Origin of the sequence: Mariniphaga anaerophila (assembly GCF_900129025.1) — a bacterium.
Classification (GTDB): Bacteria; Bacteroidota; Bacteroidia; order Bacteroidales; family Prolixibacteraceae; genus Mariniphaga; species Mariniphaga anaerophila.
Genome location: NZ_FQUM01000007.1, coordinates 173,475 through 196,822, shown reverse-complemented (window position 1 = coordinate 196,822; position 23,348 = coordinate 173,475). Strand labels below are relative to the sequence as shown.

Below are 23,348 nucleotides of genomic sequence, written 5' to 3'. Positions count from 1 at the left end.
GCGTTTGGCTCTCTCTAAAAAAGGAACGAATTGGATGAAACAGCAGCGATTTTTCACAATATTAATATTTCTATTTTTCATACTCCTTACCACCACAAACCAACGTATTTCATCATCACCTGACAGCTTGTGTGAAGTACCCGAACTTCAGCCAACCCAGGCAGAAATTGAGCTAAAAGAGATGCAGGGTTTGTTTGAAGAATACGACAAATGGATTACTTCGGAAATTGAAGCATCGGGAACAATTGGCGCTGCCGTGGCCATTACTTACAAAGATCAGATTGCCTTTATGAAATGTTTTGGGAAACGGAAAGCAGAAAGCGACGAACCGGTTGATAAACATACGATTTTCAGGCTGGCTTCGGTTTCGAAAACGGTAACAGGAGTTCTTTCCGGAATTTTGGCGCAGGAACATATTATTGATTTTGACGAGCACGTAAAAGAATCACTTCCGGGCTTTCTTTTAAACAATCCGGAAAGCACCAATAATCTGACCATCAGAAATCTGTTAAGCCACACATCGGGACTGGTTCCTCACGCATACGACGATTTAGTTGAAGCGCACGTTCCTTTTCACACCATTTACGAGCGGTTAAAAACTGCCGGCATTTCAGCCAAACCGGGCGAATTGTATGGGTACCAAAATGTAATGTTCAGTCTGTTGGATACAATACTTTCTGTAAAAACTTCGAAAAACTACAGTCAACTGGTAAAAGAAAAACTGTTTGAGCCGGCAGGAATGGGCGACGCCTCAACCGATTTCGAAAGTTTCAAAAACAGCGATAATAAAGCTTACCCGCACTGGGGAAACGGCTCACACAAATCACTTCCGTTAAACGACCGTTATTACAACACGGCTCCTGCAGCCGGGGTAAATGCCAGCATTTCAGACATGGCTCATTTTCTGCTGGCGTTGCTGGACGAAAACAAGCCGTTGTTAAAAGAAGATGCAGAAAAAACCATTTTCACTCCGCAGGTGGTTTCTCCGCTCAGCCGCGGGTATTTCAGATACTGGGATAAAGTAGGCACAAAAAGATATGGATTGGGCTGGCGACTTGTAAATTACAAAGATCGCAAAGTAGCATACCACGGAGGATATGTGCATGGCTACAAAGCCGAAATCGCTGTGTGCCAACAAGAAAACATCGGCATTGTTTACCTCACCAATTCGCCCAACAGCGTAGCATCGCAAAGCGTACCCGAATTTCTGAACAAGCTTTTCAATTACGAACAGGAAAAAGCTATTCTGGCCAACACCGAAACCACACAAGAAGAAGGCCTGAATATTCAGGGAAGTTGACCCATTTTTTTTATCTTTAGGTCGTCCAACGCAAAAAAGATCTTATGAAGTTACATTTATGGGTAATTCTGATCCTTGCTTTCAGTTGTTCCTCCACACAGGCTCAATTTCCAAAAGAGGAAAACAGCCTTGACCGAAAAGTAAAAGCTTTCCTCGAAGAAAATGCAAACAACTGGCGCGACATGAACGTGCCGCTTTCCGACGGAAAAATTCTGTACGATTTAATTATTGAAAACAAATACACGCAAGCAGTTGAAATAGGAACGTCAACAGGCCATTCGGCTATCTGGATTGCCTGGGCACTAAGCAAAACCGGAGGAAAACTGATTACAATCGAAATAGATAAAGAACGCTACGTTCAGGCCAAAGCGAATTTCAAAAAAGCCGGGGTGCACAAATACATCGATGCACGACTGGCCGACGCCCACGAGCTGGTGCCACAATTGCCCGGAAAATATGACTTCGTTTTTAGCGATGCCGACAAATTCTGGTACAAAAACTATTTTATTGATATGGATCCCAAACTGAAAGTGGGCGGTTGCTTTGCCGCACACAACACAGCCATGCGGGTTCCGGGAGTCGGCGACTTCCTCGAGTATGTAGAAAGCCTGAAAAACTACGAAACTACTTTTGCCCGCGGCTCCAGATCGGGCATTTCAATCAGTTTAAAAAAAGCCGATAACACAAAGAAAAATTGAACCCTCAGGATAACCTGGAACGGAAACTGGGGTTATTCCCGGTAACCAATATTGTTGTCGCCAACATAATTGGTGCTGGTATTTTTACCACAACCGGTTATTTAATGGATTTTTTGGGCAACCCGATTATCATGCTGGCACTCTGGCTGATTGGAGGAATTATTGCCTTGTGTGGCGCACTTGCATTTGGCGAACTGGGAGCTGCATTCCCCGAAGCCGGCGGCGAGTACACATTTATCTCCAAACTTTTTCATCCGCTGCTTGGTTTTTTAAGCGGCTGGCTTTCTCTCATTGTGGGGTTTTCTGCTCCAATTGCCGCTTCAGCCATCGGATTTAGCAAATATCTCATTTGGGCTTTCCCCGATTTTCAGTCGTGGTTTTTGTTCGACGAAATTATGAGCTCTGAAATGTTTAGCCGGCTGCTTGCCATTTTTGCAATTCTCTTGTTTTCGTTATTACACGCCCGCGGCATGGCGTTCGGAGCCGGAGTACAAAACGGATTAACCCTATTAAAAGTAGTGCTGGTTGCCGGCCTTGTGTTTGCAGGGCTTACAATAGGAAAAGGCAATTTTCAGCACCTGCAACCGCAATCCAACGTGGATTTCAGGTTTGATTTTGCTGGTTGGAAATCCATTGGACTGTCGCTTATGTTTATCATGTTTGCGTACAGTGGCTGGAATTCTTCAACATACATCGGGTCAGAAATAAAAAACCCGTCGAAAGTAATTCCACAATCGTTGCTTATTTCAACGGGCGTTGTTGCACTTCTCTACTTTTTACTCAACCTCTTTTTTGTGTATGCTGTTCCGCCTGAACAAATGGCCGGAGAACCCGAAATTGGAGGAGTTGCCGTAAATCTTGCCTTCGGCGATTTTGCGGGGACCATCATTTCGCTGCTTATCTCGTTCGCGCTGTTTTCCTCTCTCAGCGCATTCATTATTCTGGGGCCGCGCGTTTACTATAAAATGGCGCGCGACGGGCTTTTCTTCAAGTGGGTTTCGGCGGTTCATCCGCGGTTCAAAGTTCCACAGAATGCGCTGTTGCTGCAAAGCGCCATTGCCATAACCATGGTGCTATCCGGAACATTTGAAGAGATAATGGCTTACATGGGTTTTTCCCTGGGAATTTTTCCGATTCTGGCGGTTCTGGGTGTTTTCAAATTACGAATGAGTGGGCAAGCCAAACTAAAACTGCCGGGATACCCGATTGCACCACTGTTTTTTATCGTGGTTAACTTGGCCATCCTGGTACTTGCTTTCTGCGAGCGCCCCTGGGAATCGACCATCGCAATTCTTACGGCGCTATCCGGAATTCCGGTCTTTTACTGGTTCAAAAGAAAAAAAGAGAAATCAGTTAATTCCTGAAATTATTTCGGTCAGCATGCCATCAATTTGCTCCCGTGTTTCTTGCTGAAGAGTTTTATAGTCATTGTTTACAAGCGGCGTTCCGTACCTGATTGTAACAAATGTAACCGGTTTCCCCATCTGTCTGAAAAAATGGCCGATAAATGTATCGTTTCCAACCCAGGCGTCATCCTCATCTTTAAAATGAATAGCCATGGGAATAACAGGAATTCCGGTATCTGCGGCAATTTTAAAACTTCCTTTTTTGAAAGGTCTGGTTAACGGTCCTTTGAACGAAGTGCCTTCCGGGAAAAGAGCCACCGGAATTCCTTTGCTTACCGAAGCTTTTATTTTTCCCATAGTTGCAATGGCGCTTCTCAGCTCGGAACGGGACACAAAAATGGTGTGAGAAATTCTGCCCCCGCCTTTCAAAAACGGCCATTTTTTCAACTCTGCCTTTGCCACAAACGCAGCAGGAGTATTCGCCGCAACAATAAAAATATCGAGATATCCGCGGTGGTTGGGCATCAGAATAAAGTTGTCGGTATCCGGAATATCATTCCGCTTAATTTTGACACCACAAACAAAAAGAATACTTCTTCCCCAGGTGCGCATCGACCAGTTCTGCAATTTCCGGCTAAAGCCAAACAACATTAACCAGACTGAACCAACCAGCACCACATAAAAAGAAGCCGCTGCAACAAACAGCAACCGAAACAATGCCAGGGGAAAAAGCAAAATAGCTTGTACAGTTTTCATGGTGCAAATATCACAAAAAAAGGACTCCCGTTTTACAGGAATCCTCTTAAAATTGCATTTTCTGAAATTGTTTAACTGAGACTACTCTTCATGTAATTCGCTTTAAATCACATTTCAAACATACACCGAAAATATGTTAACCCGACTTAATGCTCCTGAAGTTTTGTTAATTAAAACTTACTGATGTTAAATGCTTTAAAAAGTGCTAATTCGCGACAGTCAACAGCAATAAAAACACCGGCGGACAGTTGTCAGGCTAAAACGAAACAGTTTTAACAGAGAGGCACTTTTAAACTGAAAGCCGAAGTTTTTGTTCTACATGCATATCAACAAGCATTAAAATGAAAAAAACGCCGATTGTACTACTGCTTCTCTTTTTCGTATTTTCAGGATTCAAACCCGGCAAACCTGCCTGGATGCTTTTTTCAAAAGAAAGCAAAAAAATAAAATACGGGAAAATGATAAAAAAAATTCAGGATGCCGACATTGTGTTGTTTGGCGAGTTGCACAACAACCCCGTTGCACACTGGCTGCAACTTGAATTAACCCGGGATTTGTTCGCGCTAAAAGACACAAACCTGGTTCTTGGTGCTGAAATGTTCGAAAGCGATAACCAAGTCATTCTGGACGAATACTTTGCCGGCCTCATTTCCAGAACACGCTTTGAAGACGAAGCGCGTTTGTGGAGGAACTACTCAACCGATTACAAACCACTTGTTGAGTTTGCACGCGGAAACAACCTCCGCTTTGTTGCTTCCAATGTTCCGCGACGATACGCATCGCTGGTCAACTCACGTGGTTTTGAGGGGCTTGAAGAGCTTTCAGAAGAAGCAAAAAGTTTTCTTCCGCCGCTTCCTGTTCTTTACAATCCGGAGCTGAACTGCTACAAAAGCATGATGCAGATGGAAGGAATGGGAGCCCATGTGAACGAAAACTTTCCAAAGGCGCAAGCCATTAAAGACGCCACCATGGCGCATTTCATACTAAAAAACCGGATGCCGGGGAAATTGCTAATCCATTACAACGGGGCGTACCACTCAGATAATTTTGAAAGTATTTACTGGTATCTAAAACAGCATAATCCGAATTTGAATATCGTTACCATCACCACAGTTTCGCAGGAAGACGTTTCTGAGCTTGCGGAAGAAAATGCGGGCAAAGCCGATTATACAATTTGCATACACGAAAACATGACCACAACGTATTGAGCGCAACTTTTCATTTTTTGAAACCCATGCCAAACAATTCAAAATACTCGCTCAGAAAAAGCCTAAAAATCGAAATATTCACTTCAAAAGTATTATTTTAGAACCTGCCGTTTTTGCGACTAAACTCGCAGGAAGGCTATAAAAATCTTGCAAGTAGAGAACAACAGCAACTAAACAGAATGAAAAACACGGCTCTGATTATCATTGTTTTTATTTGGGTTTTCAGCCTGCTCTTATTGATAATTGCACTGACGAATGTTATTCCGGGCAATCCGTTGCAGGAATACAAACTAATTGTTGGAATTGGTTTTATTCTAATTACCAGTGGTCTAAAATTCGCGTACAATAAAGCCAAAAACAAGCACAGGTAATTGAAAAGAAGCAATTGCGTTTCGGCACAAAAAAGCTATTGCGCCGGGTTCACCACACAATCGTCATGCTAACAGAAACCGGACTCTGTTAATTGTTTCCAACCGAGTAAATATCGTTAATAAGCTGCTGGTATTTTTGAGCAACTACATTCCGCCGGAGTTTCAATGTTGGCGACAGCTCCCCGGACGCAGGAGTCCACTCTTCGCAAACCAGGCGAATGCGGCTGATTTGTTCATGTGAGCCCAATGTTTTATTGATTTTGCGTACTTCCGACTGAATTTTATCAACCACTTCCGGAATCTGTATCAATTCCTGATTGTCGCGGAAATGAATTTTGTACTCGGTACACCAATCGTGCAGCAAAGAAAAATTCGGAGAAATCAGCGCACTGGCAAACTTTTCGTTGGCGCCAATCACCATGGCTTGTTCAATCAGATGCGATGACTTTAGCTTATTTTCGATCATCTGGGGCGCAATATATTTCCCCCCTGAAAGTTTGAAAATTTCTTTTTTGCGATCAGTTATTTTCAAAAATCTCCCCTCATCCATAATGCCAATATCGCCGGTATGAAACCAACCGTCTTTGTCGATTACTTCAGCAGTAAATTCGGGCGCTTTGTAATAGCCCATCATCACACCGGGTCCCTTGCACAAAATTTCTCCGTCCGGGGCAATCTTCACTTCAAAACCATCGAGTATCGGGCCCACGGTTCCAACTTTCAATTCTTTTTTTGCAGGATTATTAACCGCGATTACCGGCGATGTTTCGGTAAGCCCGTACCCTTCGAGGTTGTACATCCCGGCCATTCCCAAAACCCGTGCAATACGCGGCTGCAAAGCAGCTCCGCCCGATACAATATAAACTATATTTCCACCCAAAGCAGCGCGCCATTTCGAATAAATCAGCTTATCTGCAATTTTGATTTTCAGCGTCAAAAATGGGCCGTATTTTTTATTGAACTCAAAATGCCTGGCCAGCCCTAACGCCCAGAAATAAATACCTTTCTTAATTCCCGAAAGCTCCTTGCCTTTGGAAACAAAACCATCGTAAACTTTCTCCAGCAACCGTGGCACAGAGTTGAACATGTGTGGTTTTACCTCTTTTATGGCCGACACAATTTGCGACAAATTACCTACATAATATACTCCCATTCCCTTATACTGAAAATGGTAATTCACACTGCGCTCGTACACATGGCACAGAGGCAAAAAGCTAATAACGCGGTGTTCTTTTCCCAGATTATGCATTTGCGAGTGAGACACAAAATTGGAAACCAGATTGTGCTGGGACAACATTACTCCCTTGGGAACACCAGTTGTTCCCGACGTATATATAATTGTGGCCAAATCATCGGGCTGAATGGAACGTTTTAGTTCTTCCAAACTACCTTCCAGTTCTGCTTTCCGAGATTTCCCAAGAGCAAGAATCTCTTCGTAACTTTTGGCTCCCTCAACCTCTTCAAAAGTATAAACATCCTGAATTGCTGATGACATTTCCACAATTGGCATAAGCTTTTCGTAGAGTTTGGCGTCGCCGGCAATAAGAACCCGTGCTTCGGAATGTTCCAGAATGTATTTGTACTCATCTTCTCCAATGGTAGGGTAAATGGGTACATGCACCAACCCGACCATTGCCATTCCCATGTCAGCAAAATTCCACTCGGGACGATTGGCAGTAACCGTGGCAATTTTTTCCCCTTTTTTAAATCCCAAGGCCATCAATCCCAGCGCAAACTGATGCGACTTTTCATAATATTCGTCGGAAGAATAGGTGTACCAATCACCGTTTTTCTTACCTCCCAGCGCATCTTTTCGCGGGAACTCTTTTACTTGCTTTTCGAGAATATCAAAAGTACGGGTAACTTCAATTGCCATTTCTAAAAATTTATAAAACGGCCAAATATACAGGTTTTGGGTTGTCACCAAATTCAGAAACAAGTGAAAATGAGGATGTTTAGATTATTTAGACTCGTTCCAAACAAACACAAAACACTTATCTTCAAAAACTTACGAATCAACAATTCGACTAAAAGAATGAAGCATTCCAAAAATTCAGAACTTAAAAGCTTCCCGAAAGTCAATTTTGCTCTCTTTTTCACAAAAATCAGGAAACCACTTTTCAGCAAAAATCTGCTAAAATATGTGCAAAAAAGTCAAAACAGAAGCTACATTCTCAATTCCGGAATCTACAACACCGCGCAATGACCTGAAGCGACAGAATCTCAAATCACAATTTCATGAGCTGGGTAACCGGTCTTTTTAAACTCGTTTTCAATAATATTGACATCATGCCCTTCGTACAATTCTTTGTCTTTCCGGATAAGTCCGTAATAGACATCATGCCAATCGATGTTTTTTGACAGTGAATTCAAATCTCCGTTGTAATACGTTTCCCGCATCTCCATAAATTGGTTCAATTCCAAAATAGTTTTTGCTACTAAGTTGTCTGTTTTTTCCTGCCCTAAATTCTCACGGATGCGCCACAACGTGCTGGCAAGAACCATTCCGCCGTAATGATTGTCATAAATATTATCCAAAATATAATCGTCGTAGCTGGAATAGCAAGCAGCCAGATACTTCGAAATATCGCTGTCAGGATCTTTTAATTCTTCTTTGTACGCCTTTTTCAACCTTTCAAACGTGTATCGAAGCGTATAAGTGCTGTCCAACGGATATTTGTACATACGACTGGCATCTCTCATAAAAAGGCCTGGATGATTGGGATCTTCATCCACTTCGATGGGAGAATTGTTTAACGAAATATTGAAGTACTCCAAAAGCCCCATGTGGATAATTGTTAGTCCGCCAAATTTTACGCCAAGGTCATCCTGCAAATACCAAAATGCCCTGTGCCCCATTTCATGATAAAATAGCGAAGGCTCGGGTTTCGAGTTTTCTTTGAAACAGAAAATTTTTGGCTGCGACAGAAGCGGAGTATTTCCAAAAACAATAGCAATATTCCGATACTCTTTTTGCGAATTGAAATCAATTTTATTGTCAAACAGCCGATTGTAGTAATCCAAATCTTTCTGAATGTTGTAAATGGTATAAGCTGCGTAGTACTCGGGACTACAAGGCTCTATTTTTTTGTTGAAGTCCAGTGGTTTGTACGTAATGTTTGATTGTTGATTATCAGGATTATTATCGGGAAAGGACAATGAATCCAGGTAACCAAATTTAACAGAATCAATGTAGGGTGAGATTATATCGCCGTTCTTCGAGATAAAATCCAATTTTATCTTTTCCGTGTACTCTTTTTGATTCTTAATGTAGTTGACGTTCAGATAGTCTTGATTTTTGCACCCCCCAAAAAACAGGAATGCTGAAAGTACGAATAATACATGTTTCATTGCTATATAGATCTTGTTTTGTTAATACCGTTAACCACAAATTGCATGAGCAGTGCAGGCAGCATAAGGAGTTTCGGTTCATACCTCAGAGCGGGGAACACCCACTAACATTGCCTGCCATTACTTATACAATACAGAAAACAGATGGAATCCTTCGTTTTGTGTTCGTTTTTATTTCCCGGTTTGTTTTATCCGGGCTTAAAAATAAATCTTATTTTTAGCTTCGTAAACCAATAACAGAAATATTTTCAGAACAAACCAAAAACCATCAATTATGCCGGCTACAACCAACTTCTATTCCCTGGTACTTCTATCTTTTATAATGAACATAAATTTTGTATCTGCACAAAACTGGACCCATTTCAGAGGCTCGCGAATGGACGCGAATGCAGAAACAGAAAAAGCTCCGCTTCAGTGGGGTGAAAACTCCAACATTGTATGGAAAACTCCGGTAAAAGGAAAAGGCTGGTCGTCGCCGGTAGTTTACGATAACCAAATATGGCTCACTTCTGCCACTGACGACGGGAAAGAGTTTTACACCGTTTGCTACGATTTTGAATCGGGAAAACTGCTCAACGAGAAAACGATTTTTACGAGTACCGAACCGCAACGAATTCACGGCACCAACTCCTACGCCACCCCAACTCCCTGCATCGAAAAAGGATTGGTGTATGTACACTACGGAAGTTTTGGCACTGCCTGCATCAACACCGAAACGTTTGAAGTGGTCTGGAAACGCGAGGATCTTAAATGCGAGCACATGCAGGGGCCCGCTTCTTCGCTCGTTTTACACAAAAATATGTTGATTGTTCATTTGGAAGGAACCGAAAATCCGTATGTCGTTGCCCTCAACAAAAAAACCGGAGAGACAATCTGGAAAAGTATGCGCCCGAAAGCAATTTATGATCCCATAGAACCGGTTTACCGAAAGTCGTACCAAACTCCTATTATTATTGAAGTGGATGGCAGGGAACTGATGATTAGCAATGCTTCTTTCATGTGTTTTGCCCACGATGTAAATACCGGAGAAGTAGTTTGGACCATTGAATACGGGTACGACTCAACAGTGAGTCAGCCGCTTTTCTGGAACGGAATGGTGTTCGTCAACTCTGGATGGATTTTTCTGGATAATATCCCCAATTTTACACGGCAATACGCAATTGACCCAACCGGAAAAGGAGATGTAACCAAAACACATGTTAAGTGGATGTATGAGGACGAGGTTCCGCAAATTCCGACGCCGGTTATTGTTGACGACAAAATGTACATGGTGCACGACCGCGGCACCGTTACCTGCCTCGATGCCGCAACCGGCACCCCGGTATGGAAAGAAAAACTAAAGGGGAATTTCAATTCATCGCCTGTTTATGCCGGAGGAAATATCTACTTCTTTAACGTAAAAGGAGAGTGCACCATTATTAAACCGGGCAATTCTTTTAACCTGGTTGCAGAAAACAGCATCGGCGAAACAGTAAAAGCTGTCCCTGCATTTCTCCGGGGGAAGATGTTACTCCGAACAGACAAAAACCTTTATCTGATAGAATAAAAGAAATCCCTGTTCTTCAGCAATTCCATCTTTTTACAAAACACCTCGGCAAAACAAAGCTCTTATTACAGTTACCCGAGGTTTTTGATTACCCGCTCCAGCCGCAGGGCAATTTCCGAAGCGACTTCCTGAACCACCGGATCATCAACGAAGTTCATTGATGCTTTGGGGTTGACTGCAGCAACTTCTACTCTGCCGTCTTCGTTCTCCTGCACCACCACACTGCATGGCAGCAGCACGCCAAGGTTCTTTTCACTTTCAACACCCTTTAATGCATATTCAGGATTGCAGGCTCCCAAAATTCGGTATTTTCGAAAATTGATATCCAGCTTAATTTTGAAGGTTTTCTGCATATCCACTTCTGCCGGAACACCAAATCCTTCTACTGCCAGCCCGGCCTTCACATCTTCCACCACATCGTCAAAATTCCTGTCGCCCAATATTGTATTAAAATAATAGCTCATATCTTTTGTTTTTAAATTATTAGTGGGATTACTAACAAATATACCCGCGTTTCGTTCAACATTTCTGGCGGACATTCGCAGCAAATTCAAAAAAATAAAAACGATATAGCCCGACGACCTATTTCTATATTTTTCCGGCCAAACCGAAACCAAAACAAGGGGCATCACGTTAATTTATATTATTTTTTCCTACAACTCATTCAAAACAGAGGGGGTAAATTTAAAATTTATGATTTTAAAATATTATATTTAATTACAAAATGTAAAGCAAAAAGAAATATTTAAAGAAATAAGTCACACTTTATTTTGATTTCATGTCAGAATGTATATTTTTGACCTTCAACAACAGTATAAACGAAAAAAAAAAACGAAATATGTGTGGAATTGTTTGTGTATTTGATCTAAAAGAAGGCGGTCAACAATTACGACCGCAGGTTTTAGAAATGTCAAAAAAATTGCGACACCGGGGACCCGACTGGTCGGGAATTTATTGCGGAGAAAAAGCCATTATTGCGCACGAGCGGCTTTCTATTGTTGACCCTGAATCAGGAGGACAACCTTTGTACAGCAAGGACCAGAAATTAATCCTCGGCGTAAACGGCGAAATATATAATCATCGTGAAATCAGAAAACGTTTTGAAAACAAATACGATTTTCAGACCGGGTCAGATTGTGAAGTAATCCTGGCACTTTACAGGGAAAAGAAAGAAAAATTTCTGGATGAAATGAACGGCATTTTTGCCTTCGGACTCTACGATGAAGAAGAAGATGCGTATTTAATCGCCCGCGACCACATCGGAATTATTCCTTTATACCAGGGATGGGATCAATTTGGAAACTATTACGTTGCGTCTGAGCTGAAAGCGCTGGAAGGCTACTGCAAAAAAATTCAGGAATTTCCCCCCGGACACTACCTTTACAGCAAAGACGGCGAAATGAAACGCTGGTACGAGCGCGACTGGACGGACTACGAAAATGTAAGAAACAATCCTGCCGACATAGAAGAATTGTCTGAAGCTTTGGAGAAAGCAGTCCATCGCCAATTAATGTCAGACGTGCCATACGGGGTGCTTCTTTCCGGCGGGCTAGACTCGTCCATTACATCGGCACTGGCCAAAAAGTTCGCACCGAAGCGCATTGAAGATAACGACCAGAAAGAGGCATGGTGGCCGCAGTTACATTCGTTTGTCATTGGCCTGGAAGGTTCACCTGACCTGGCTGCGGCACGAAAAGTGGCTGATCACATCGGCACCATTCATCACGAAATTCATTACACCATACAGGAAGGGCTGGACGCAATCCGCGATGTTATTTATCACATCGAAACTTACGATGTAACCACGGTGCGCGCCTCCACTCCCATGTACATGATGTCGCGCGTTATTAAATCGATGGGAATAAAAATGGTACTGACCGGAGAAGGCGCAGATGAAATTTTTGGAGGATATCTCTATTTTCACAAAGCACCCAATGCCGAAGAGTTCCACAAAGAGAGCGTAAGAAAAGTAAGCCGCCTGCATTTATACGACTGCCTTCGAGCCAACAAATCACTTGCTGCCTGGGGTGTAGAAGGGCGTGTTCCGTTTCTCGACAAAGAATTTATTGATGTTGCCATGCGTTTTAATCCCGAAGAAAAGATGGCAAAAAACGGGCGCATGGAAAAATGGTGCCTGAGAAAAGGGTTCGAAAAATACCTGCCCGAAAGTGTGGCATGGCGGCAAAAAGAACAGTTTTCTGACGGAGTTGGTTACGGCTGGATTGACACCCTGAAACAAATTGCCAAAGAGCAGGTAACCGATGAAATGATGGAAAATGCAAAATACCGGTTCCCGGTAAATACGCCAATGAACAAAGAGGAATACATGTACCGGACTATCTACAGTGAGCATTTTCCGTCGGACCAGGCAGCGGCCTGCGTTCCTTCAGTGCCATCTATTGCATGCAGCACCGGAGAAGCACTTGCATGGGACGCCTCATTCCAGGGCAATGCAGATCCCTCGGGAAGAGCCGTAAACACTGTTCACGAGAAAGGAGCAGTTTTCGAAGACATAAAAAAGAGTTAATGCTTACGCGATAATTTTACTAAACTTTCCAAAGAAAAACAGGCCCGTTCGAAACATCAGCTTTCGACCGGGCCTAAAAATTGACGGGTGCCCCAAAACCCATTTTTAAATCTTAAAATCATAGTTCAACTCCGGAAAGATTATCCTTTTCCGTTGAGATTGGAACACAACCCTCTCTTTTTTACCAAAAGACTATTCCCATTAGCAACGACCTTTTCGTTTGACAACAGTTCTGTCAGGTACAAAAATCAGTATTTCAAGCTATTCAAATACCTGATGGTTTCCGGCACCTGCTTACTGTACGAAGAACTTTCATCTTCTATGTAATAATGCTTGATTCCGGCTTTTTTTGCAGCTTTTAAAATTGCAGGGATGTCTAACTGCCCGGAACCAAGTGCCACGTCATTTTCTTTATCTGTCTTCCCTGATAACGATCCGCGTTCTACTCCTTTTTTCAGGTCTTTCAGGTGCATAAGCTTAAACCTGTCGCCATACTTATTAATAAGCGCAGCAGGATCCTGCCCCGGCAAAAAAGTCCATAAAATATCTATTTCGAAACTCACATAATCGGGGTTGGTTTGCTCAACCATGTAATCAAAAAGAGTACCTCCGTTGTACGGATAAAACTCAAACCCATGATTGTGGTAGCAAAAAGTAAGGCCAAACTTTTCCTTCAATAATTTACCTGTCTTGTTAAAATCCTCCACAGCTTTTTGAGCCAACTCCAGGGTAAAAGGCTGGTTATGCGGGATTGACGCCACTCTCACATATTTGGCGCCCAGAGCTTTTGCGTTATTCCCGACCTCTTCGGTTTTGGTAACGAGGTCGTTGTAACTTACTCCAAAAGACGAACAAAACATTCCCCGCTCGTCGAGCATCTTTCTGATAGCCAGTGCTGTTTCGCCAAACAGGTTGGAAAATTCCATGTCTTTAATTCCCAGTTCCTGCAAAGTGTCAAGCGTTAATGCGATGCTTTTGCTAAAACTGTTTCGATAGGTGTAAGAAACCATTCCGGGCATTTCAGGAAACAACTGTTTATTTTTTCCTTCTGCACAAGTCACTTTCTCCTGCGTTTTCTGCCTGGTTTGTTCAATCTCTTTTTCCTTTTTCTCCCACTTTTCATTCAACTCTTTGTAGATGTCGGGCCTGACTTTTGATAAATCATTTTCCTCTGAAATATCGTCGGAAAGATTGAATAACTTATCGTCGAGCAATTTCCAGTCTCCTTGCCGGTAAGCCTTGTTTCCACGATATTTCCAAAACAAATCCCGGTCAATTGATTTATTCCCGAGAATTAACGGAACCAACGAAACGCCATCGGCAAGATTCACCTTCTCCGCACGTTCCGGTTTTATGAGTTCCAGAAAAGTGGGCAAAACATCGATATTAGCAGCCGGCTGAGAAATAACCTGCCCCGGTTTAATGTTCTTCCCCCAGCAAAGCGCCGAAGGAATTCTGATGCCCCCTTCGTTTAAGCTGGCTTTCTGCCCTTTCAGCACACCGTTGCTGGCATGTTTGAAATTCGTTTCGGAATAACCGCCGTTATCAGAAATAAACCACACGATTGTATTATCGAGCTGGTTCGATTTCTCCAGGTAGTCCAGCAGCTTTGCAATGTTGTCATCCAGATTGGAAACCATTGCGGAGTAATACCTGCGATAAATATCTTCAACGCCGGCAAAACGCTCAATATAATTCTCCGGCGCCTGAAGAGTATTTGCGTAGTTCACCCCCTGCCGCTCGCCCTCCTGAAGCACAACTGTGTTTGCCGGCAAATTTGCAGGATCGGATTTTCCGTAATGTGGTGCGTTATACGACATGTAAACAAAATACGGAGACTGCCCGTCCAATGACGAAAGGTAATCTATGGCATGTTTTGTTATCAAATCGGTGGCATACCCTCCTTCGTACAACGGTTGGCAATCCTCATACCAGTCGTGCCCCAAGCTTCCATAAACATGAGTAAAAAAGTCGATACAGCCGTGCGTGTGTCCCACAAATTTATCAAACCCGTAATAACACGGCAAATACTCCGGTTTGCTGTTTCCCAGATGCCACTTACCAAAAAGTGCGGTGGAATAGCCAAAATCTTTAAGATACTGCGGAAGTATTTTTGTTGTCTTGTCAATGTGGCCCTCATCTCCGGGCATTAAAGCGCCGGTTAAGTTATGCAGCGACCGCTGTGGATATCGACTTGTAAGCAATCCATACCGCGAAGGAGTACATACCGGAGCACTGACGTAAAAATCGGTGAACATAATACCGGCGTCAGCAATACGCTGAATGCCCGGGCTTGGGATTGTCCCCCCGTAGGTACTCAAATCGCCATACCCCAAATCATCGGCATATATAATTATTATATTGGGATTACCCGGTTTTTCGCGGGCAGTGCTTTCGTTGGAAAACATGGAAAAAATTGCCAGAATTAGTCCGCATCCAAAAAGTCTGATTATTGTCTTCATTTTATTAGAATTACTGTTAGCAAACCCGTTTTTTTATTCTCTGTAATTTCGCCACTGGTGATCCGGAGCCTCCAGCTCTGTTTGCTGACCTTTGTCGCCCTGCTCCTCCATCCAGTGTAAAAGTCTTTCGCGCAAGTCCTTCTTCACATCCGCATATTTTTCATCATCAGCAACATTATTCATTTCGAAAGGATCTACATCCAGCAAATACAGTTCTTCAGCCGGGCGATGCTGATATTTATACGCCAATTCCCTGGCGCCGGCATCAACCGCTCCTTTGGTTAACCACGATTTGAAAACTCTGTTCTTATTGTCATCAGCTATTACGTTATTCTGAAAAGTTGCTTCCGGCGTCAGGTTTAAGACATAACGAAAACGTTCAGAGCGAATGGTTCTGATTCCATAATAATCAGAGCCTAATTTAATGCCTCTGGTTGTCTGAATACCAAAAACATATTCTTTGTGCGAATCCTTTTCGCCGGTGAGTACAGGAAGAAAACTTTTTCCATCCAGAAAACCGGGAACGTGCTGACCAGACACTTCAATTAAAGTAGGAACAACATCTACATACTCAATCATAGCATCGGTTTCTGCACCGGCTTTGATTTTTCCGGGCCACCTTGCCACAAAAGCAGATTGCAAACCGCTGCCATAGCAAGTCCACTTTGCAAAAGGAAAACTGTTTCCCTGCTCGCTGGTAAATATTACCAATGTATTTTCAGAAAGCTTGTATTTGTCGAGCAAGTCCAGGCAAGTCCGAAACTCTGAATCCATGTAATTGACTTCTGCCAGGTATTTTACAAATTCATCGCGCGTTACCTCAGTATCTACAAAATAAGGAGGAAGCTGAATTTCACCGGCACTAAACAACGAAGGGTCTCCCTGATTATACGGAGTATGAGGTTGATGAGAACAGACAAAAAGGCAAAAAGGATTTTCGTTTGCGCCTGCCTCATTCAAAAAATTATCCATTGGATCAAAATCCAGCTCATCGCCCGGATCGCCCAAAAACTCAAAAGGAAAAGCAGAAGGCGGATTTACATGTTTTTTCCCAAGCAAAGCCGTTCGGTAACCTTGCGGAGCCAGATGCTGTACAATGCTTTTCACCCCTTCTTTTACAAAAGTATGGTTTGGATATGCACCGCTTTTAACAGGGTAAATTCCGGTGTACAAATTACTGCGGGTAGGTGAACACATGGCCACAGCCTGAAAACACTTTGTAAACAGCACTCCCTCTTTTGCAAAACTATCTATTGTCGGCGTTTTTGAGTCGGTGCTTCCGTAACACCCCAAATCTCTGTATGTACAGTCGTCTGCAACAAACACCAGAATATTAGGCAACTGCTCCTTTTTGTCGGCAGCAAAAACCGGCTCGCACATCAAACCGATTAACAAAAAAACCAAAATCGTTTTCCCAAACATATCAGAATTATTGAATTATTTTCAGCCCAAAACATTTGATAAATCAGCCACAAACACCTGCCTCACCCCGTTTGGAGCACCGTTGAAGCAAACTTTTTTAAAGTCGCGGCTCCACGCCGGATGCGGGTCAATCCGAAATGTATTGCTCTCAACATCCAAATCGGTAAAAACAGAACAAATCGATTCTTCCTTCTCGGTGTTAAGATCTATCAAACGAATGGGAGACTCGGTTAAACCAAGCTTTTTGTACTCTTTTGCATAGTAATCAGACAAAAGATAAGAAGAGTCGGGAGTGAGGCTGGGATGCCCGCTGCCCAGGAACTTCTTCGAAAGAATGCGGAAATCCTTTCCCGTATGATGGAAAATACAAAATCGCATCTCGTTGTCGCCCAGCCAGGCCGGGGTAAGATTCATAACAATCCGCTCTCCGTCGGGGTGCCAATTGGGATGGTTTCCACGGAGCGACCACTGCACCCGCGTAATAGCCTGATGGACATCTGAGCCATCGGAATTGAACGCATACAACATCGGATTTCGGCCTTCTTTTGCACTATTCTCTGGAAACAGGTAGCGCACAACCTGAAGAATTCTCGTGCCCTGCGGGTTAAATTTAGAGTGAAACAGATAGCCGTTTCCATCATTCAGAAACTCTTTGTCTTTCGCCTTTTGATAAACATCCTGAATACTAACCAACAATGTTTTCTTATTGGTTTTAAGGTCGGTTCTCCAAAGGCCTTGATCGGCAGGCGACCCCACTGTTCCGTCACATTTGCGAAACGCCGGAACGCCATATCCCATCTGCGTGGCATTAATCATGTCCAGCGGGAAACCAACCACGGCACTTTCGTCGGGCGCAATATGATACATTGGCCCGGCAAAAGCTTTTATTTCTTTAGTTTCCAAATCGATTCTCACGCACACCGCATCGTCTCCAATTATATCATTGGTGTATAAATACCTGTCTGTTTTTCCCCAGTTAAGATTAGCCCCCAGCTGGTATCCCCATCCCTTTGTGGAATACACTTTTTCGATTGTCTCATTCTCTAAATCAACGATGCAAACATCGCAGAGATCGCCGTATTTTACTGCCTTTCCCTGAAAAGGAATTTTATTTACCGCAAGCAATTTCTGACTCGGGCTAAAAGGACAAACATCGTAAAACGTATGCAGATAAAACCCGTCATCGGGCGTTACTATTTGCACCTTTCCCAAGCTTTTATTTTTCCGGTAATCTCTGAATTTTGTTCTTTTGGGCGAATCACTTTGATAATCCACCGAGAATACTCCGGGCGCAGCAACAAATGCCATAAACCCGGCAGAAGTGGTAATAAAATCCCTTCGTTTCATCTGCATTAATTTTTTTTGATTTCTGAATGTTCTAAAAATTTGAAGACATTCAGGAACTCACATAAATTTCAACCATTTCTTTTTGTGAATTTTAAATGAAGAAAATTCATGTTCGTTTCACTATTTCACTAACTATTTTTTCATCTCCGATAATCGTTCTGACTGAACCTCTTTTTCCCATCCGGACAGTTTTTCAAACAGCTTTTTCGCCATTTGCGGATTTGCTTCTGCCAAGTCAGCCGATTCACAGGGATCCGTTTTTAAATTGTACAATTTTTTATTTTTCAGCACATCACTTTCATACTCAACAACCAGTTTCATGCTTCCGTCGCGAACCGCTTTTACCACCGACTCTTCCCGCTTTTTTCTCCAAAAAAGAGTCCGGTCAAAATCAGTTTTGTAGTCAATCACATGAGATAAAATATCATAACCATCCAGATCCAGAGAAGAAATGTCAGCGCCCGCCCGGGCTATGATCGACAACGTTAAATCAAAACTGATTGAAGCCTGATCCGACGCTGAGTTTTCCGGAATCATACTTGGCCATTTGATGATACACGGTACGCGAATTCCTCCTTCGTAAACCTGCCCTTTATATCCGCTAAAAACACCGTTGTCAGACATTTTTGTTCCGCCATTGTCGCTAAAAAAAATAACGATGGTGTTTTTTGCCAGTCCTTTTCTTTCAAGCACGTCAAGAACCTGACCTATGCCTTTATCCATCTCCTCAACCATTTCAGCGTAGGTCTTCCGGCTCTTGTTTCTTGTTCCCCATTCCTCGTTTGTAAAAGGTTTTTCAGAAAAATCGTTTGGTCCCTGAAAAGGAGTATGTGGTGCGGTATACGGAAGATACAGAAAAAACGGTGTTTTGTTGTTTTGCTGATTGAGCCACGCACGCGCTTCATCGGTAAATAAGTGCGTACTGTAATACCCGTCCCGAAAAGTTTCTTTCCCGTTTTTCATCAGCGTATGAATTCCGGTAAATGTCGAATCATCCAGATTTATGGGGCCTCGCTCAACATGATAGAAATATTCGCCGCCTATTCCGAAAGTCCCGAATGAATAGTCAAAAAACTGATTATGCGGCCTGAACTTTTCTTCGTATCCAAGGTGCCACTTGCCAATTATTGCTGTATTGTACCCGGCCTTTTTCAACTCGCGCGGAAGCACACAATATTCGCGGGGAAGCCCGAGTTCCTTCTTATCGACCAACCAGGCAGCTTCGTCGTACCGCCCGATATTGCCCGCTCCTATTGCACATTCCAACCCGCCAATTCGTTGCTGATAAAGCCCCGACAACAATGCAGCCCGGGTTGGTGAGCACTCCGGACCGTTAGAGTAAAAATTTGAAAACCGCACGCCTTCGGTTGCCAGCCGGTCGATATTTGGTGTTTTTATATCCCTGCTTCCGTAACAGCCAACATCGCCATAACCTAAATCATCTGCAAGAATCAGCACAACATTAGGTTGGTCCTGTGCCTGGATACGAACAATAAAAAGGAAGAAAAATATAAGCGCACAATATTTCATAACAAATGTATTGAACCAATTGAACACTACGACTAACTCTTAAAAACGGGGGCAGCCTCAAAGTGCAACCCCCGAAACTATTAAATTACACCTTCCAGATCTGCCACAAACACCTGCCTTATGCCGTTTGGCGCACCATTGAAGCACACCTTTTTGTAGTCGCGACTCCATGCAGGATGCGGATCAACCCTGAATGTACTGGCATCAATATCGAGGTCGGTAAAAACAGTGCAGATTGCCTGCTCCTCATCGGTATTAAGGTCAATTAACCGAATTGGAGAACCATCGTACCCCAGTTTTTTGTATTCGCCTACGTAATAATCAGAAATGAGGTATGATGTATCGGGCGTAACACTAGGATGCCCACTTCCAAAGTGTTTTTTAGACAGCAGTTTAAAATTGTCTCCCGAATAGTCAAAAATGCAAAACCGCATTTGCTCCTCACCCAGCCAGGTTGGTGTCAGGTTCATCACAATGCGTTTCCCGTCGGGATGCCAATTGGGATGATTTCCCCTTCTTGCCCACTGTTGCTGAGTTACAGCCACCCCGATATCCGACCCGTCGGGATTAAAAGTCAGCAGTGTAGGATGATACCGCGATGAGCCCGGGAACACCCCTCTGAACACCTGCAACATTCGCGTGCCCTGCTTATTGTATTTTGTATGGAAAAAATAACAATTGGCATCGGCATAATACGGATTATCAATTGCTTCGTAAGCCGCTTTCAAACTCACCAAAAGCGTTTTCTCATTTGTTTTCAAATCGGTTCTCCACAGCCCCTCTGTCGACGGCGCTCCCTTTAGCTCTTCCAACAGCTTGTAAATTGGCACTCCGTATCCCATTTGCGCAGACTCTCCGTCCTGATAGCCATTAATCAAATCCAGCGGAAATCCGGCAACGGCGCTTTCGTCGGGTGCAATATGATACATTGGCCCGGCAAATGCCTTTACTTCTTTGGTGTCCAAATCTATCCGAACACAAACCGCATCGTTGTCAATTATGTCGTTGGTATATAAATAGCGATCAGTTATTCCCCAGTTCAGGTTGGCTCCCAACTGGTACCCCCACCCTTTTGTAGAATAAACCGTTTCGATTGTTTCGTTCTCCAGATCAACAATGCAGATATCGCACAAGTCTCCATATTCCGCCGTTTTTCCCTGGTAAGGCAACTTATTTACAGCAAGGAGTTTCTGGCTTGGACTAAACGGGCAAATATCATAAAAGGTATTGAGATAAAACCCGTCGTCGGGAGTTACTATTTTCACTTTACCAAGACTGGTATCTTTTTGATAATCTCTGAATTTTATTTTTACTGCAGGGCTTGACTTGCACTGAACCAAAAAGACACCCGGGGCAGCAGCAACGGCAACAAAACCGGCAGACGTCCTTAAAAAATCTCTTCTTTTCATCTGTATAAAATTTTTAATTTCTGAATGTTCAAAATAACCAAAGACACTCAGCAACTCACACAAATTTTAATCATTTCATTTTGTGGATTTTGAATGAAGAAAATTCATATTCGTTTCATTCGTTTACATTTTAAAAGTTCAACGGCAACTTCTGAAACCCGCAAGTGGTAGTTTTCACTATGCTTAATTCAGATTACCTTATTGATTGACATTAGATACAAATTTTGCCATGCAGCCCGGGAACAAACTGCACGGCGTAAAAAATTATTCAATTACTTCAAGAGGGGGCACGTTGTTTTCGGTTCCTGAATAACCGACATTTTGATTAATTACCCCTTTTGTATTTGCTGTGATAACTGTTTCAGGAATTGGCCAGAGCACATTGTACGGAGCGATTCGAAACGGCTCTCCGGAAAAACGCGCCTGGAAATTTGTCCGCCAAAATACGTTCGTACTTATCGACCTGTCATAGAAATAATTACTCTGATGAAAATTATTCAGACTATAACCACCAATGTTTTGTTTGGCCATTATAAACGATACTCTTGTCAACTCCGCAAAGCGTGGTTCTTCAGTGAAAAGCTCCCGCGCACGTTCGTCGAATATTTCATCAATAGTCACCTGGCTGCCGCTAATTGGCAAAGTACCGGCCCTTTGCCTAACCATATTCAGGTCGGCAGCGGCTAAATCCAGTTGTCCCTTCCAGAAATAGGCTTCGGCGCGCAACAAATATGTTCCCGCCAACCGAAAAATGTAGGTATCGCCGGAGCCACCGAATGCATCTCCCGGCGGATTTTGCTCGGGTATAAAAGTTTTATAGTGAGGAATCGCGTATATGTTGGAAAAAGAATCTATTACACTGGCAAAATAATTAGGATTCAGCGGCTTTCCGTAGTCAACCGAGGTAGTACGATTGTACATAATCTCATGTGGGTCTACCCAATTGAGATCGGCTCTTCTTAAGTCACGCTCATGATCCCATATTTCATACAGATAATAAACAGACGGGCGGGCTGTTGCAGCACCTCTAAAAAGCGTATCATACTGAGCGCCACTGCCAATTGTTCCGTTCTTCCCTTGGCTGTCGAGCGTAGTGGCATGCCACCACTGGCAGTTGTACGTACGCGGCAGCGTATTGCCTCTATACACACCTGATTGTATTCCAACATTCTGGGCATTTTCCGGTGCTTCAAACCGGTCAATCAAACTACATATTGTTTCCGTATTCTCAGGTGCATTAATGTTTTCAACCCGATGTAAATCCCAAAACACGTTACGCCCCAAATCGTTTTTATACGAACCAAACCGATCCCTCATCAATGCGTAGGGCCCGTCGATAACCGCTGTTGCAGATGCAATTGCCTTGTCAAACTCAGTGTTGGCCAAATAAATTTTTGTTAACAGATGGTTGGCAGCCCCCCTTGTTATTTCCCCCGGGTTGGCATTTACAGGAAGCCACTGCACTGCAAACTCCATGTCCGCTTGTATTTTATTCAAAATAGTCCAGCGGGAATGCGTATAAAAGTCGAGTTTTGGTCCTGTAAGTTCCTCTCCTATAAACGGCACATCTCCGTAAGTGTTAATTAAAAAGTAGTACCAATAAGCCCTGTAGAAATAAGCCGAGGCCAGGAAAAAATTCTTTTCCTGTTCATTTTTCCACTCCACATCGTCAATCCTCGATATTAGCACATTGGGATTTCTAACAGCATAGTATGCCTGATCGAATAACCGATTATGAAACTGAAACCGCGTGTCTCCGGTGGTTACAGCAGGAGTCAAACTATTCACCAAATCCCTTATTGTAAGGTTATTGTACGAAGCAGGAACACACAAATCTGAATATGCATTTTGGTCGGCCATGATACAAAACTGATCGTACCCAACAATTGCAAAATCTTTTTTCATTGTAATCAACAATGAATTGAATCCCTCGGCATTGGTGTACACGTTTTCCGGAGCATAAAAAGAGAGTGGTTTTGTCTCCAGGTAATCTTCAGAACATGATGCAGTCACCAATATTATTAGTACTAATAAATAGTTTTTTATGATTTTCATAGTTGAAATATTTTAGCGTT

At 43.0% G+C, this 23,348-nt stretch carries 17 protein-coding genes; 7 read left to right on the top strand and 10 right to left on the bottom strand.

Translation table 11 applies throughout. From position 1 onward, the window contains the following. Positions 1–34: 34 nt before the first annotated feature. Genes BUB08_RS15305 through BUB08_RS15295 form a run of 3 tightly spaced genes read left to right on the top strand, consistent with a single transcriptional unit; the run spans position 35 to position 3,362 of the window. On the top strand, positions 35–1,300 hold the full coding sequence (locus BUB08_RS15305; RefSeq protein ID WP_083570798.1) for a serine hydrolase domain-containing protein: 1,266 nt from the start codon (positions 35–37) through the stop codon (positions 1,298–1,300). A gap of 44 nt (positions 1,301–1,344) precedes the next feature. After that, complete coding sequence (locus BUB08_RS15300) at positions 1,345–1,998, top strand: O-methyltransferase (RefSeq protein ID WP_073002764.1); 654 nt, start codon at positions 1,345–1,347, stop codon at positions 1,996–1,998. Continuing rightward, positions 1,995–3,362: an APC family permease gene (locus BUB08_RS15295; RefSeq protein WP_073002763.1), complete on the top strand. Its 1,368-nt coding sequence runs from the start codon at positions 1,995–1,997 to the stop codon at positions 3,360–3,362. The genes BUB08_RS15300 and BUB08_RS15295 overlap by 4 nt, the downstream gene beginning before the upstream one ends. Here the strand turns inward: BUB08_RS15295 and BUB08_RS15290 are convergent. After that, positions 3,348–4,100 (bottom strand): lysophospholipid acyltransferase family protein, encoded by a 753-nt coding sequence (locus BUB08_RS15290; protein WP_073002762.1) that lies wholly within the window; start codon positions 4,098–4,100, stop codon positions 3,348–3,350. The two genes, BUB08_RS15295 and BUB08_RS15290, sit on opposite strands and share 15 nt — an antisense overlap. 341 nt (positions 4,101–4,441) lie before the next feature. On the opposite strand from BUB08_RS15290, the gene BUB08_RS15285 reads away from it, so the two are divergent. Then, positions 4,442–5,308, top strand: coding sequence for a ChaN family lipoprotein (locus BUB08_RS15285; RefSeq protein ID WP_073002761.1), 867 nt, complete (start codon positions 4,442–4,444; stop codon positions 5,306–5,308). Positions 5,309–5,487: 179 nt separating this feature from the next. Next, on the top strand, positions 5,488–5,679 hold the full coding sequence (locus tag BUB08_RS15280; protein ID WP_139249740.1) for a hypothetical protein: 192 nt from the start codon (positions 5,488–5,490) through the stop codon (positions 5,677–5,679). Between the two features lie 88 nt (positions 5,680–5,767). Here the strand turns inward: BUB08_RS15280 and BUB08_RS15275 are convergent, their stop codons facing one another. Further along, positions 5,768–7,555 (bottom strand): AMP-dependent synthetase/ligase, encoded by a 1,788-nt coding sequence (locus BUB08_RS15275; RefSeq protein ID WP_245820211.1) that lies wholly within the window; start codon positions 7,553–7,555, stop codon positions 5,768–5,770. Between the two features lie 347 nt (positions 7,556–7,902). Then, complete coding sequence (locus BUB08_RS15265) at positions 7,903–9,030, bottom strand: hypothetical protein (protein ID WP_073002758.1); 1,128 nt, start codon at positions 9,028–9,030, stop codon at positions 7,903–7,905. Between the two features lie 274 nt (positions 9,031–9,304). On the opposite strand from BUB08_RS15265, the gene BUB08_RS15260 reads away from it, so the two are divergent. Further along, entirely contained in the window at positions 9,305–10,576 is a 1,272-nt protein-coding gene (locus tag BUB08_RS15260) for an outer membrane protein assembly factor BamB family protein (protein ID WP_073002757.1), read from the top strand. A 71-nt stretch (positions 10,577–10,647) separates the two neighbouring features. Here the strand turns inward: BUB08_RS15260 and BUB08_RS15255 are convergent, their stop codons facing one another. After that, positions 10,648–11,040 carry a DUF302 domain-containing protein gene (locus BUB08_RS15255; protein ID WP_073002833.1) on the bottom strand — a complete coding sequence of 131 codons (393 nt, stop codon included), beginning with the start codon at positions 11,038–11,040 and terminating at the stop codon, positions 10,648–10,650. A gap of 314 nt (positions 11,041–11,354) precedes the next feature. Here BUB08_RS15255 and asnB point away from each other — a divergent pair, with 314 nt between their 5' ends. Continuing rightward, complete coding sequence (gene asnB, locus BUB08_RS15250) at positions 11,355–13,103, top strand: asparagine synthase B (RefSeq protein ID WP_317041215.1); 1,749 nt, start codon at positions 11,355–11,357, stop codon at positions 13,101–13,103. Between the two features lie 248 nt (positions 13,104–13,351). Here the strand turns inward: asnB and BUB08_RS20100 are convergent, their stop codons facing one another. The 6 genes from BUB08_RS20100 to BUB08_RS15215 form a co-directional block, all read right to left on the bottom strand. Further along, on the bottom strand, positions 13,352–15,565 hold the full coding sequence (locus BUB08_RS20100) for a sulfatase-like hydrolase/transferase (protein WP_083570797.1): 2,214 nt from the start codon (positions 15,563–15,565) through the stop codon (positions 13,352–13,354). 33 nt (positions 15,566–15,598) lie between these two features. Beyond that, the gene (locus BUB08_RS15235; RefSeq protein WP_217651631.1) at positions 15,599–16,987 is read right to left on the bottom strand and encodes a sulfatase family protein; all 1,389 of its coding nucleotides are present in this window, start codon (positions 16,985–16,987) and stop codon (positions 15,599–15,601) included. A gap of 21 nt (positions 16,988–17,008) precedes the next feature. Continuing rightward, positions 17,009–18,334, bottom strand: coding sequence for a TolB family protein (locus tag BUB08_RS15230; protein WP_139249739.1), 1,326 nt, complete (start codon positions 18,332–18,334; stop codon positions 17,009–17,011). Between the two features lie 132 nt (positions 18,335–18,466). Beyond that, on the bottom strand, positions 18,467–19,864 hold the full coding sequence (locus tag BUB08_RS15225; RefSeq protein WP_083570796.1) for a sulfatase-like hydrolase/transferase: 1,398 nt from the start codon (positions 19,862–19,864) through the stop codon (positions 18,467–18,469). A gap of 80 nt (positions 19,865–19,944) precedes the next feature. Next, the gene (locus tag BUB08_RS15220; RefSeq protein ID WP_139249738.1) at positions 19,945–21,273 is read right to left on the bottom strand and encodes a TolB family protein; all 1,329 of its coding nucleotides are present in this window, start codon (positions 21,271–21,273) and stop codon (positions 19,945–19,947) included. Positions 21,274–21,537: 264 nt separating this feature from the next. Continuing rightward, positions 21,538–23,328 (bottom strand): RagB/SusD family nutrient uptake outer membrane protein, encoded by a 1,791-nt coding sequence (locus BUB08_RS15215; protein ID WP_073002754.1) that lies wholly within the window; start codon positions 23,326–23,328, stop codon positions 21,538–21,540. Positions 23,329–23,348 lie beyond the last annotated feature (20 nt).